Source organism: Flavobacterium branchiarum (assembly GCF_030409845.1).
In the GTDB taxonomy this organism is placed as follows: domain Bacteria; phylum Bacteroidota; class Bacteroidia; order Flavobacteriales; family Flavobacteriaceae; genus Flavobacterium; species Flavobacterium branchiarum.
The window spans coordinates 719,719-732,071 of sequence record NZ_JAUFQQ010000003.1; the positions used below are offsets into that span (position 1 = coordinate 719,719).

11 protein-coding genes are annotated in these 12,353 nt (G+C 33.0%); 5 read left to right on the top strand and 6 right to left on the bottom strand.

Going from position 1 to position 12,353, the window contains the following annotated elements; genetic code table 11:
• Positions 1 to 49 precede the first annotated feature (49 nt).
• Both QWY99_RS03730 and QWY99_RS03735 read right to left on the bottom strand, forming a co-directional pair.
• A complete protein-coding gene (locus QWY99_RS03730) occupies positions 50 to 1,006 on the bottom strand; it encodes a glycosyltransferase family 2 protein (protein ID WP_290261524.1) in 957 nt (318 codons plus the stop codon).
• A gap of 9 nt (positions 1,007 to 1,015) precedes the next feature.
• A complete protein-coding gene (locus QWY99_RS03735) occupies positions 1,016 to 1,549 on the bottom strand; it encodes a DUF4199 domain-containing protein (RefSeq protein ID WP_290261527.1) in 534 nt (177 codons plus the stop codon).
• A 245-nt stretch (positions 1,550 to 1,794) separates the two neighbouring features.
• Between QWY99_RS03735 and QWY99_RS03740 the strand changes: the two genes are divergently transcribed.
• Together QWY99_RS03740 and QWY99_RS03745 are read left to right on the top strand one after the other, a co-directional pair.
• Positions 1,795 to 2,046, top strand: coding sequence for a type B 50S ribosomal protein L31 (locus QWY99_RS03740; protein ID WP_290261531.1), 252 nt, complete (start codon positions 1,795 to 1,797; stop codon positions 2,044 to 2,046).
• A gap of 177 nt (positions 2,047 to 2,223) precedes the next feature.
• Complete coding sequence (locus tag QWY99_RS03745) at positions 2,224 to 3,399, top strand: GlmU family protein (RefSeq protein WP_290261533.1); 1,176 nt, start codon at positions 2,224 to 2,226, stop codon at positions 3,397 to 3,399.
• 48 nt (positions 3,400 to 3,447) lie between these two features.
• On the opposite strand, the gene QWY99_RS03750 is transcribed toward QWY99_RS03745, so the two are convergent.
• Positions 3,448 to 3,894, bottom strand: a complete 447-nt coding sequence (locus QWY99_RS03750) for a PepSY-like domain-containing protein (RefSeq protein ID WP_290261535.1) — start codon at positions 3,892 to 3,894, stop codon at positions 3,448 to 3,450.
• Between the two features lie 196 nt (positions 3,895 to 4,090).
• Here QWY99_RS03750 and QWY99_RS03755 point away from each other — a divergent pair, with 196 nt between their 5' ends.
• Positions 4,091 to 5,725, top strand: a complete 1,635-nt coding sequence (locus QWY99_RS03755) for an ABC-F family ATP-binding cassette domain-containing protein (RefSeq protein WP_290261537.1) — start codon at positions 4,091 to 4,093, stop codon at positions 5,723 to 5,725.
• 73 nt (positions 5,726 to 5,798) lie between these two features.
• On the opposite strand, the gene QWY99_RS03760 is transcribed toward QWY99_RS03755, so the two are convergent.
• From QWY99_RS03760 to QWY99_RS03770, 3 genes are read right to left on the bottom strand one after another with little or no spacing between them, the layout of a single operon-like run.
• Positions 5,799 to 6,956 carry an ABC transporter permease gene (locus tag QWY99_RS03760; protein ID WP_290261539.1) on the bottom strand — a complete coding sequence of 386 codons (1,158 nt, stop codon included), beginning with the start codon at positions 6,954 to 6,956 and terminating at the stop codon, positions 5,799 to 5,801.
• Between the two features lie 2 nt (positions 6,957 to 6,958).
• Complete coding sequence (locus QWY99_RS03765) at positions 6,959 to 7,912, bottom strand: HlyD family secretion protein (protein WP_290261541.1); 954 nt, start codon at positions 7,910 to 7,912, stop codon at positions 6,959 to 6,961.
• Positions 7,913 to 7,924: 12 nt separating this feature from the next.
• Positions 7,925 to 9,307, bottom strand: a complete 1,383-nt coding sequence (locus QWY99_RS03770) for a TolC family protein (RefSeq protein ID WP_290261543.1) — start codon at positions 9,305 to 9,307, stop codon at positions 7,925 to 7,927.
• A 545-nt stretch (positions 9,308 to 9,852) separates the two neighbouring features.
• Here QWY99_RS03770 and QWY99_RS03775 point away from each other — a divergent pair.
• Together QWY99_RS03775 and QWY99_RS03780 are read left to right on the top strand one after the other, a co-directional pair.
• Positions 9,853 to 11,133: a hypothetical protein gene (locus QWY99_RS03775; protein WP_290261545.1), complete on the top strand. Its 1,281-nt coding sequence runs from the start codon at positions 9,853 to 9,855 to the stop codon at positions 11,131 to 11,133.
• 57 nt (positions 11,134 to 11,190) lie between these two features.
• Positions 11,191 to 12,342, top strand: a complete 1,152-nt coding sequence (locus QWY99_RS03780) for a porin (RefSeq protein ID WP_290261547.1) — start codon at positions 11,191 to 11,193, stop codon at positions 12,340 to 12,342.
• The last annotated feature ends 11 nt before the right edge of the window (positions 12,343 to 12,353 follow it).

Consider the following 12,353-nt stretch of genomic DNA (forward strand, 5'->3'; position numbering starts at 1 on the left):
GGTGTCAAAAACACAAAGGATGCCACTGCTATCAGGGCTAAATTTTGTGTTATAAATTAACTTGATTAGCTATTTTATAACGCTCTTCGTTATTTTTGGTGCGCAAAATAATTTCGCCCAAGAAACCAGCAAGAAATAATTGAGTTCCTAATATCATCGTTGTTAATGCAATAAAGAACCAAGGATTGCTTGTCACTAAGTTATAACGCATTCCTGTATACATATGGTATAATTTAGATACTCCAATATAACCTGCTAATAAAAATCCAATGATAAACATAAATGATCCAATGGCGCCAAATAAGTGCATAGGTCTTTTTCCGAATCTAGAAAGAAACCAAATCGTGATTAGGTCAAGGAAACCGTTAACAAAACGTTCCATTCCAAATTTAGTTTCACCATACTTACGAGCCTGGTGTTGTACTACTTTTTCTCCAATTTTATTAAAACCAGCATTTTTTGCTAATACAGGAATGTAACGGTGCATTTCGCCCGAAACTTCAATATTTTTAACAACTGTGTTTTTATAAGCTTTTAAGCCACAGTTAAAATCATTCAGTTCGACCCCCGAAGTTTTTCTGGCGGCCCAATTGAATAATTTTGATGGTAAATTTTTGGCTACAACAGAGTCGTAGCGTTTCTTTTTCCAACCCGAAACCAAATCAAATTTCTGGGTAGTAATCATTTCGTATAATCCCGGAATTTCTTCTGGGCTATCCTGTAAATCGGCATCCATAGTGATGATGACATCACCGTTAGCTTTAGCAAAACCAGCATGCAAAGCTTGCGATTTACCAAAGTTTTTCATGAAGCGAATGCCTTTTACATTCGGATTTTCTTTAGAAAACCCTTCAATAATATTCCAAGAATTATCTGTACTACCATCATCTACAAAAATGATTTCATATGAGTAATTGTTAGATTTCATCACTTTAATGATCCATGTATATAGTTCCGTAAGTGATTCCTCTTCATTAAGAAGCGGTATGAGTATAGATAAATTCATTTATTTATTTTATTCTTGATGTGTAGTTTTGCTTTTAAAAATGGCAGCCATTATTAATCCTAATATAGAATAGCCAACAATACTAAAAATTAAAGCCTTTAATAACTCTGCTGTAGCGTATGGGTTGCTTTCTTTCATTTTTGCTAGTGTATCGTTTATTACCGATGCTGGAGTTCCAAATTTCTGTAATGTTTCAGCCATATATTTTCGGATTAATTCACCTAGAGTTTCTTTTGCACTAGGGTCGATTACGTTAAATAAGATGATGTTGAAAAAAGTTGAAATTAAAATACCTACAAGGATGGCAACGAAATAAGTTGTAAATGCATCTTTAAAAGAGAAAATTCCCTTTAAATCTTTTTTAGTTTTTGATAATAAAGTAATAGTAATAATTAGAAAAATAACAAAAGTCATGCCTCCAATCCAGCCTGAAACAAATAATTTAAGATCTATTGCGTACATGATTGCGGTAATAAGAGCCAAGACTGTACCTATAATTATACCATAAGTAATTCCATTCTTTTTTATAACTTCATTAATCATAATTTATATGTTTTAAAATTAATCCACAAATATAGCAATTCCCAATATAATCATGAATAAAAAATGCTTTTCGATTTGGGATAAAAAAAATAAGGCAAAAGTTTGTTTATTGAAAAAAATATGTAAATTTGCAGACTGAAATAATTAAAATATTTTAAACAAAAAGAGTAGTTGCATTTACACCTTTTTCTAACCACGAAGAAGCTTCAAAATTAAAACGCTCCAAACAATAAATAAAAATAAAGATGAAAAAAGGAATTCACCCAGAAAATTACAGATTAGTTGCTTTCAAAGACATGTCAAATGAAGAAGTTTTTGTTACTAAATCTACTGCAGATACAAAAGAAACATTAACAGTTGATGGTGTTGAATACCCACTTGTAAAAATGGAGATCTCTAGAACATCTCACCCTTTTTACACAGGTAAATCTAAACTTATCGATACTGCAGGACGTATTGATAAATTCAAAACTAAATACGCTAAACACGCTAAATAATTTTAGCTTGTTTTTAAATAAATCAAAGCCTTCCTTTCGGGAGGCTTTTTTGTTTATTATACAGTCTTAATGCTTGATTTAGAGTGCTTATGGTTTATTGAAACAAATAAAATATTTGTAACTTTGAAGTCGATAACCAAATCAAGATTTTAAAATATTGCCAAATTAAATTAATATATGAATTACATTCTATTCGATGGGCCTGTCCGGAATGCCTTGTTACCTTTTACATTTACTCGTCCAGTTGCCGATATCTTAATTGGGATAATGACCATACGTCAAAAATGGGAAATGCATTTGGGATCAACTACAACTACAATAACCGAGGAGTATCTATCAGAGAAATATCCGATGGTGGAGCTTGAGGAAAACGTAATGATAAATGCTTCGTTTTTGCCAAATTTTGAATTAGCAGAGCTAGTTTCAGATTTAAAAACAAATCAAGCTATTTTTAAAGGAGAAGAGGTTATTGCTTTTTATACAAGCGAAAATCAAGAAGAAGTTGATTTTGATACTTATGAAATTATTCAATACAATGGAAATTGTTTAACTGTAGAAAATACTTGGGATATTTTCTCGAAAAATGATGCTGCAATTCGTGAAGATTTTAATTTTTTAACTGAAGATAGAAAATCGCAACCAATTCCTAAAAGCGTAAGTACTATTGCTCCTGAAAATATTTTTATAGAAGAAGGTGCGAAATTAGAGTTTGTTACTTTAAATGCATCTACAGGGCCAATATATATAGGTAAGAATGCTGAAATCATGGAAGGTTCTGTTATTCGTGGGCCTTTTGCTTTATGTGAAAATGCACAAGTTAAAATGAATGCTAAAGTTTATGGCGCTACAACTGTAGGAGTAGGTTCTAGAATAGGGGGAGAGGTTAAGAATTCTGTTCTTTTTGCAAATTCGAATAAAGGGCATGATGGGTTTTTAGGAGATTCAGTTTTAGGAGAATGGTGTAATATAGGAGCAGATACTAATAACTCGAATCTAAAAAACAACTATGAGGAAGTAAAACTTTGGAGTTATGAAACAGAAGGATTCGCTAAAACGGGACTTCAGTTTTGTGGTTTAATGATGGGCGATCATAGTAAGTGCGGAATCAATACTATGTTTAATACAGGTACAGTAATTGGGGTTAGTGCAAATATTTTTGGAACAGGATTTCCTCGCAACTTTGTACCAAGTTTTTCTTGGGGTGGCGCTGCAGGTTTTACGACCTATGTTACTAAAAAAGCTTTTGAGACTGCTCGATTGGTTATGGGACGTAGAAATATTGATTTTGATGAAAAAGAAGCTGCAATTTTAGAGCACATTTTCGAAGAAACGAAAAAATGGCGTAAAGATTAAAAAAACAAAAAACCTCGATTTCTAGAAATCGAGGTTTTTTGTATAATTTTACTTGTCTATCTTGGTAAATTCTCCTTTTGAATTAAACTTTAGTTCTAGACCATTGTTTAGTTTTGCTTCGTAACCACCTAAAGTTTCTTTTTCTATTTTTGTTACTTTAGTTTTAGGGAAGTTTGCTTTGATATAAGCATTGATTTTAACTGGTATTACGGTTGTTGGAATTGCAGTGCTTTTTCCGTCTATTTCTTTCCAGTTCCCTTTTTTGTCAAATTCTATTTCAGTATTATTTGCGTATTGAACTTTGTACTCCTTAGAAATGATTTCCTTGTCTTCAAGAATGTACGTAGGTTCTTGTCCTGCGAAGTGTTTTTTCAAAAACGTCTGTGCATTTACAGGTAATTGAGATTTTTTAATAACAGTTTTTTGTGCATTTGCAGAAAGTCCAAATATTAGTCCTGCAATAAGGCAAGCTACCAAGTTTAATTTCGTTCTCATGTCTTTATAATTTATAAATTATTATACAAGGTAAGACAAAAAAATAAATTATGTAAGAAAAATGAAGAAAAAGAAAAATAGAAGGAGTCGGGAGTTTAATTGTATTGTTGAATACTCTAATTAATATATCTTTGCACCACGAAAAAAAAGGTTATTAGCTAAGCGATTGACCGATTAAATAAATTCACACGAAGTAATGATTACAGTTAACGATATTTCAGTTCAATTTGGTGGAACTACATTATTTAGCGATGTTTCTTTTGCTATAAATGAAAATGATAAAATTGCCCTTATGGGTAAAAATGGTGCGGGAAAATCGACACTTTTAAAAATTATAGCAGGACAAAGTAAGCCTTCTACAGGAAGTATTTCGGCTCCGAAAGAAGCTGTTATAGCTTATTTGCCTCAGCATTTATTGACTAAAGATGGTTCGACTGTAATGGAAGAAGCATCGAAAGCTTTTGGTGAAATTTTTAAAATGAAAGCTGAGATTGATGAAATCAATGAGCAATTAACTGTTCGTACTGATTATGAAAGTGATGCTTATATGAAGTTAATCGAAAGAGTTTCGGATTTAAGCGAGAAATATTATGCAATAGAAGAGGTTAATTATGAGTCGGAAGTTGAGAAAATCTTAGTTGGTTTAGGTTTTGATCGGGAAGATTTTGGACGTCAAACATCTGAATTCTCAGGAGGATGGAGAATGCGAATTGAATTGGCTAAAATCCTTTTACAAAAACCAGATTTAATTTTACTAGATGAGCCAACCAACCATATGGATATCGAAAGTATTCAGTGGTTAGAAGACTTTTTAATAAATGCAGCAAAAGCAGTTGTTGTAATTTCGCACGATAGAGCGTTTGTAGATAATATTACCAATCGTACAATTGAAGTTACAATGGGAAGAATCTACGATTACAAAGCGAAGTATTCTCATTATTTAGAGCTGAGAAAAGACCGTCGTATTCACCAACAAAAAGCATACGATGAGCAACAAAAAATGATTGCTGATAATAGAACTTTTATTGATCGTTTTAAAGGAACTTTTTCAAAAACAGATGCAGTTCAGTCTCGTGTTAAAATGCTTGAGAAATTAGTTATCGTACAAGTTGATGAAGTTGATAATTCGGCATTGAAATTAAAATTTCCACCAGCAGCTCGTTCAGGACAATATCCAGTGGTGGTTAAGGAATTGTCTAAATCATATGGAGAGCATGTTGTTTTTAAAGATGCTAACATAGTTATTGAAAGAGGAGAGAAAGTTGCTTTCGTAGGTAAAAATGGAGAGGGTAAATCTACAATGATTAAAGCAATCATGAAAGAGATTGGTATCGATGAAGGAAGTGTAGAAATTGGTCATAATTCTCAAATTGGATATTTTGCTCAAAATCAGGCTTCTTTATTAGATGAAAATGCTACCATTTTTGAAACTATCGATGCTATTGCTGTAGGAGATGTTAGAACTCAAATTAAGAACATTCTTGGTGCTTTTATGTTTCAAGGTGATGATATTACAAAGAAAGTAAAAGTCCTTTCAGGAGGAGAGAAAACACGTTTGGCAATGATAAAATTATTGCTAGAGCCTGTTAACTTATTGATTCTTGATGAGCCTTCAAATCACTTGGATATGAAAACCAAAGATATTATTAAAGATGCTTTGCGTGATTTTGATGGTACTTTAATCTTAGTTTCTCACGATCGTGATTTCTTAGACGGATTAGCGACTAAGGTTTTTGAATTTGGTAATAAACGTGTTAAAGAGCATTTTGAAGATGTTGCTGGTTTCTTGGCGCATAAAAAAATGGATTCAATGCGAGAAATAGAAAAATAGTTTTTTCGATATATTGAAAAACGGCATAAGTTTAGTTCTTATGCCGTTTTTTTATGTCTGATAATTAAAGCGTTTATGCTTCTTTTAAAGCGCTTTTTTTCTTGTAATACAAAGCAATGTAAGCTGCAATTGAACAAACTAATCCAATAATAACCATATTCCAAATTGGTTTTGTTGTCTGTGAAAAAGTTCCATTTTCGATAATTAATATTCTGAAAGCTTTTAAGAAATGCGTTAATGGAATCACATTCGCGATTGCTTGAACCGCCTGAGGCATTTGACTTAAAGGCCATGTGAATCCGCTTAGGATAAAACTTGGAGTTGCAATTACCATTAAAACTTCTGTAGCTTTTAATTGATTAGGAATTAAAATGCTTACTAGGATACCAATAAAAGAAACCGATAATACAAATATTCCGGCTATGAATGTGAGCGGGAGGAGGTTTTCGTAAAATGGAAGTCTAAACCATAAAGTAAATAGCCAGTATATAAGCCAGATACCAAAACTCATTAGCATGTAAGGAATAATTTTTACAGCCAGTAAATTTAAAATGGATGGACATTTTTTTACTAAGTCTTTAAAAGTGCCATTTTCAAATTCAGAGGCAAAAGAAAGTGCTAAGCCTAATAAAAGAACTTGTTGCAAAACAGTTGCTAAAACACCAGGCCAAAGAAAATACATATAGTTGGTGCTGCGGTTATATTTCTTTATAAAAGTTGTTTTAAAAGGCTCGTACTGTGTCATAAGTAAGTTTTCGGGAACGCCTTGTTTTCTTAAGGCTTCAATTTGTACTCCCGCCTTTAATGTTCCAAGACAAACTTGTATTGCAGTTGATGCATAATTTGCGGTTAAAACATTGGAGGTGTTTACAATGGTCGTAATTTCTGGATACTTTTTTGTGAGTGTCATTTTTTCAAAACCTTTTGGAATGATGACAACGCAAGTAGCTTCTTTTTGGATGGCAATCTCAGAAAGATTGTTTTGATCGTATAGAATTGAAGCTATGTGTAGAACTTCATTGTCTTCAAACATCTGAATTGCTTTTGAACTTAATTCGGTACGATCTTGATCTACTACAATTATAGGTAAATCGGTTACTTTACCTTTGCCGTAAACGTAGCCTAATAAAACACCATAGAGTATTGGTGCGCCAATAAAAAGTAATCGAAGCACTTTGTTTTTCCAGAATAATTTGAATTCCCGTTTAAGCAATGAAAAGAAATTTTGCATAGTTAAAGAGATAAGGTAACAGTTGTTTTTGTAATTAAATCTTTTGTCTCGTTGCTATTGGAAGGGGTAATTTTTATTTCGAATAGACTTTCCTGCATTTCGTAATCTGGATAAGCGGTCGCGATATTTCCATAAGCTCCAAGTTGTTTGATTGTACTAATGCTTCCTTTGATATCAGTTTTCTTGTAAGGAACATGTACGGTTACTTCTTGCCCTTTTTTGAATTTTTCTAATTGGCTTTCAGGTATAGTGAATCGGAAGTAGGTGCTATTAGCAATATAGCCATTAAATAAAGTATAACCTGGTAATGCTAGTTCGCCAACTGTTAATGTTATAGTTTCGATGCTCATATCTTGTGGAGCTACTATATAACGTTCTTTATCGGCAGTTTCTACTTCTTGCAAGGCTCCAAGTGCTCTGTCTTGTTGACCAAGTGCCATTGTTTGTTGCTCAATGCGGGCTCCTTTTTTTGCGTCATCTAATTCAGCAATAACAGCATTGTATTGAGCTTGTGCTCCTTGGTATTTAGCAAAAGTTTCGTCATAGGTTTGTTGTGAGATTAAAGAATCTTTAAGCATATTTGTTAACCGTTTTATCGATTTTTGTGCAAATTCATATTGTTCTTTTAATCCCATTTTTTTTGCTTCCAATTGCTTAATTTGGTTTTCAGTTGCTCCTTTTACTGCCATTTTGTATTGTGCTTTTGCTGATATAACAGCTCCTTCAGCCTGATTCTTTTTAGCATCTACTTCTGGAATGTCAAGAATTGCAAGTGTGTCTCCTTTTTGGACAATATCTCCTTCTTTGACAAATATTTTTAAAATTTTGCCAGGAATTTTGCTAACAACAGCAATCTGTTCTTTTTCTATTTTTCCTTGAATCAAATTTTCTTTTTTTTCTTTTCCACAACTAGTAAGGATGAAAATTAAATTGATTATGATAATTGCTTTTTTCATAAAATAGAACTTTTATTTAGATAGTTTTTTTGATAAATCGCCAGTAGTAATTATTGTTTCAATAGCTGCTAATCGTTGATCGATTAAAGTAGTGGTTTTGCTTACAGATGCCTTGTATGAATCATTTTCGGCTTCAAGACGTTCTGATATATTGATAAGGCCTTCTTTGTATTGTTTTATTGCCAAATTTAAATTATTGTCTGCTACTTTTTCTTGTTGTTGAGTAATGTCAATTTTTTGTGTTAGGACACTGTAGTCAACTAAGTTTTTTTCAAGCAGTAATTCTAGTTTTTCTTTAGTGTCATCAATTTGGTTTTGCATCTGCTCAATGTTGATTTTTGCTTCGTGTACTTTATGTTTTCTTTCAAAACCAGAGAACACTTCCCATTTCATAGCAGCACCTACGACCCAGTTATTGCTTATGGTTGCTTCATTTAGTCCTAAATATAAGGCTTGATTTATACCAGTAACTATTGGAGTTGTAGCGTTAGCGTTAAATAGACTTGAATACGAAACGCCTCCAAATGCTCCTAAAGTGGGTAAATAAGTGCCTTTTTCTTTCTTTAGCAAATATTCATATGCAGTTTTAAAAGATTCTAAAGCTTTTATTTCTTGTTTATTTTGAGCATTTAGTTTTTGATCTGTAATTAAATAGGGAACTAAATCATATTTCACATTCTCTATTTCAGGAATAGAATATCCTGTTAAGTATTGAATTTTTTTATAAACTAATTTTCGTTTACCATCCAATTCAATTTTTTTAGATGCTAATTCAAGTGAAGCTAGTTTGATTTTATCTCTATCGTATGGTATTGCTAGACCTTGTTCTATTGCTTTTGTAACACGTTTTGTTTCGGTGTCTAAACGCTTTTCGCTTTCTTTTATAAGTCTATCTATTTCTTTTAGTAGTTCTAATTGGTCAAAGGTATTAATGACATCTTTTATGATTGCATCTTTTTCAGATTCTTTTAAAAACACTGTTCCTTTTGATTTTTCTTGAATTGCTTTGGCTCCGTTTGGAATTTGCATACCACTAAATAAAACGGTTTTTGCCATTACACTTCCGTTAAAAATGTTTCCATAATTTTTAAAAGCAGTTTTCCCATCAAATAAAGGATAGTTCACAATAGGGATAGTCGCAGTAGGAAGATCTACAGTTAGCTTGTTGTCAAAATAGGTGTATAATGCACTTGCTTCGACAGTAGGAATGTATTTGTTCCAGACTCCTTTTTCTTGAAGGTTTAATTTTTCAATATCTAAATCCTTATTTTTTAAAGAAGTACTTTTTTCTATAGCTTTATAAATAGCTCCTTCTAAAGTTGGTGAAACTTCAATTTGAGCATATCCGTAAGTTAAGGAAAGAAAGAAAAAGAAAATAGGCGAAAGTTTTTTCATTGTATTTTTATTTCTATGATATTATAAAAAACGTAACAGATTTTGTAAGGTACTACAGGTGGAATTTGAGTATTTAAAATACGGTTATAAGCAAAGTTAAGAATATTAGTCTTACAATCCTTATTTTACAAGAGGTAAATGCAGGTAAGAGTTAAATTTTTTTTGATAAATTTATTAAGAAAATGGGAATTTTTCTGATGGTGTCTTAGCGTTTTAGTGCTTATTCAGTCTGATGATATAGTCGCAGTATTCAGTCGCAGTATTCAGTCGCAGTATTCAGTCGCAGTTTACAGTCGCAGTTTACAGTCGCGGTATTCAGTTTTAGTATTCAGTTTTAGTATTCAGTCGCAGTTTGCGGTCATAATTTACAGTTGCGGTTTATAGTTTCAGTATTCAGTCTCAGTTTTAACTTTCTCAGAACCTAAGAGCCTCAGTATCTTTGTGTCTTTGCAACTTTATACCTCAGAACCTTTATATTATTCATTGAACTTTACTTGTTTTTTTATACCTTAGTATACATATTTATAAATTAACTGCTTATTAACATGAAAAGAGATCTATTATTTTTAGCTATTGTGTTGACTAGTTTGTTTAGTCTTCCTGTTTTTTCTCAGTCTAATGATGAGCCTGTTGCTTTAGGTTTGCCAGGTGATAATCTTAGTTTATTTGCTGTACTTGATGTTTTTCAAAAATCTAAAACATTAGAAGATTTTGAAAGAGCATTAAACGATCCAGATAGTAAGGTTAATAATTTAGATTTAAATAATGATGGACAAATCGATTATATTGAAGTTGAAGGACATAAAGAAGGTAATACTCATGTGATTGTACTACAGGTTGCTGTAAACAGTAAAGAAACGCAGGATGTTGCTGTAATTGAAGTTGTTAAAGATAAGAATAACAAGATACATGTTCAGGCTATTGGAGATAAAGATTTATATGGTAAGAATTATATTGTAGAGCCTGCTGATACTACATCGGTAACACCTAATCCAGGTTATAAAGGAGATGCTCCTGTAATTATAAATAACAATACTGTCAATAACTATAATACGACAACTAATCCAAGCTATGTGAGTACTAGTGTGAGTGCGTGGCCAGTAGTGTTGTTTTTGTTTTCGCCTGTATATGTTGTGTATAGATCGCCTTGGCATTGGGGGTATTATCCTCCGTATTGGCATCCTTGGCATCCTGTTTATTATCATGATTATTGGGGGTATCATGGACATTATTATAGAAGTCCTTATTATCGTAGAACGACAGTTATAAGACATCCTAGGTATTATAACAATTATGCTACTAGAAGAAATTCTTCTGTTGTTGTTAGAGATAATCGGGCAAACGGGCGTTATAATTCAACTTATAATGGTCGGGATTATAAAAGACCAGCGCCAGTTACAACCACTAGGCCATCTAGACCAGGTAATACAACTAGACCAGTGACTCGTCCTACTAACCCATCGACTAGGCCAGGTAGTACAACAAGACCAGTAACTCGACCTACAAATCCATCAACTAGACCAGGTACAGGTACAACAAGACCAACGACCCGTCCAGTTACACCAGTAAATCCATCGACAAGGCCAGGTACGACAAGACCAACAACCCGTCCAGTTACGCCGGTATATCCTTCTGCAGGGCCAGGGACTCGCCCAACAACACCAGCAACAAGACCTGGTACAGGAACGACAAGGCCAGTTACTCGTCCAGTTACTCCAGTTGCTCCAATTACACGTCCTGCTGTTAGGCCGGCACAGCCAATGGCGCGACCTGCAACCAGACCGGCTGGTACTAGGCCTGCAAATGCAGGTTCTGATAGAAGATAAGGGAACGATTTTTTATTTCAAGACTATTTGCTAGTTTAAATTTTTATTTTATTACATATGAAGAAATCTGAGCTAATTAAAATTATTTTTGCTGTCTTAATGTTTCCCAATTTTATTAACGCTCAAATTGATGTAAATCAGGCTACAACAAATTCAGAAGAGGTTGTTAATTATCCGCAGTTTAAGTTTAAAGGGCTTTTTCAGGCTCGGTTTTTAGGAGCGCTTTCGGATAATGTAGATGTTCTAGGAGTTCATAATTCAGCAGGTGAGGCTACTCAAACTTCATTTGATGTCAAAAGAATGCGTGTTGGGCTTAACACAAAATTGAGTGAGCAAACAGAAGTTGTAATTCTGGTAAATTTGGCTGATTTTAAATCTGATCCTAAAAATAAAGTCCTTGAGAATGCTTATGCAAAATATACTTTTAGTAAGTACTTTGCGGTAACTGGAGGTCAATTTCGTCCTGCTTTTGGTATAGAAGAGCTTGTTCCTGTTGATGTTATTAAATCCTTTGACTTTTCGAATCAGTATTACGAATTTGGAAAAAATGGATGGACGAGTTTTCAAATCGGGGCTTCTGCAACAGGCTCTTTTGATGTTGGTATTCTTCCGGTTAGCTATGCTATTTCTGTTTTAAATGGAACAGGAAGAAATCAAGAAAAGGATAAAGATAACGGAAAGCAATATTCTACAAGATGGGTTTTTGGATTGTCTAAATCGCATAAAATTAATCTAGGATTAAATGGGGGGATGGGAAAAGTATTTAATCAAGATGTATTTGCTTTAGGTGTAGATATTACGAGTGATTTTAAACTTACTGATGAGCTTACTTTTGATTTGCAAGTTGAGTATAAGCAAGGAACGAACCATAATTTGTATTTTTCATTGCCAGTGGATGCTAGAACATTAAATGCTAATGACTATCAGATGCGAGGTTATTATCTAATGCCTAACTTAAGGTATCGTATAGATTATAAAAAATTGAGTTCTTTGGAATTCTCATGCCGTTATGAATCTTTTGATACTAATTTTAAATTAAATTCAAATGTTCGAAAATCATATGTACCAATGATGAGTCTTGAATTTGGAAAGGCATATACGGGAAGGATTGGGTTGGGACTTCAAATTGATAGGTACGATAAGAATATACCTGATACCTCTATGTATAATGAGAATTTATTTATTATTCAATTTCAAACGAGGCTTTAATGTGACTTAAT

Excerpts from the sequence above, each read along its gene's own strand:
- QWY99_RS03730 (WP_290261524.1), bottom strand. The coding sequence starts at position 1,006 with ATGAATTTATCTATACTCATACCGCTTCTTAATGAAGAGGAATCACTT.
- QWY99_RS03735 (WP_290261527.1), bottom strand. The coding sequence starts at position 1,549 with ATGATTAATGAAGTTATAAAAAAGAATGGAATTACTTATGGTATAATT.
- QWY99_RS03740 (WP_290261531.1), top strand. The coding sequence starts at position 1,795 with ATGAAAAAAGGAATTCACCCAGAAAATTACAGATTAGTTGCTTTCAAA.
- QWY99_RS03745 (WP_290261533.1), top strand. The coding sequence starts at position 2,224 with ATGAATTACATTCTATTCGATGGGCCTGTCCGGAATGCCTTGTTACCT.
- QWY99_RS03750 (WP_290261535.1), bottom strand. The coding sequence starts at position 3,894 with ATGAGAACGAAATTAAACTTGGTAGCTTGCCTTATTGCAGGACTAATA.
- QWY99_RS03755 (WP_290261537.1), top strand. The coding sequence starts at position 4,091 with ATGATTACAGTTAACGATATTTCAGTTCAATTTGGTGGAACTACATTA.
- QWY99_RS03760 (WP_290261539.1), bottom strand. The coding sequence starts at position 6,956 with ATGCAAAATTTCTTTTCATTGCTTAAACGGGAATTCAAATTATTCTGG.
- QWY99_RS03765 (WP_290261541.1), bottom strand. The coding sequence starts at position 7,912 with ATGAAAAAAGCAATTATCATAATCAATTTAATTTTCATCCTTACTAGT.
- QWY99_RS03770 (WP_290261543.1), bottom strand. The coding sequence starts at position 9,307 with ATGAAAAAACTTTCGCCTATTTTCTTTTTCTTTCTTTCCTTAACTTAC.
- QWY99_RS03775 (WP_290261545.1), top strand. The coding sequence starts at position 9,853 with ATGAAAAGAGATCTATTATTTTTAGCTATTGTGTTGACTAGTTTGTTT.
- QWY99_RS03780 (WP_290261547.1), top strand. The coding sequence starts at position 11,191 with ATGAAGAAATCTGAGCTAATTAAAATTATTTTTGCTGTCTTAATGTTT.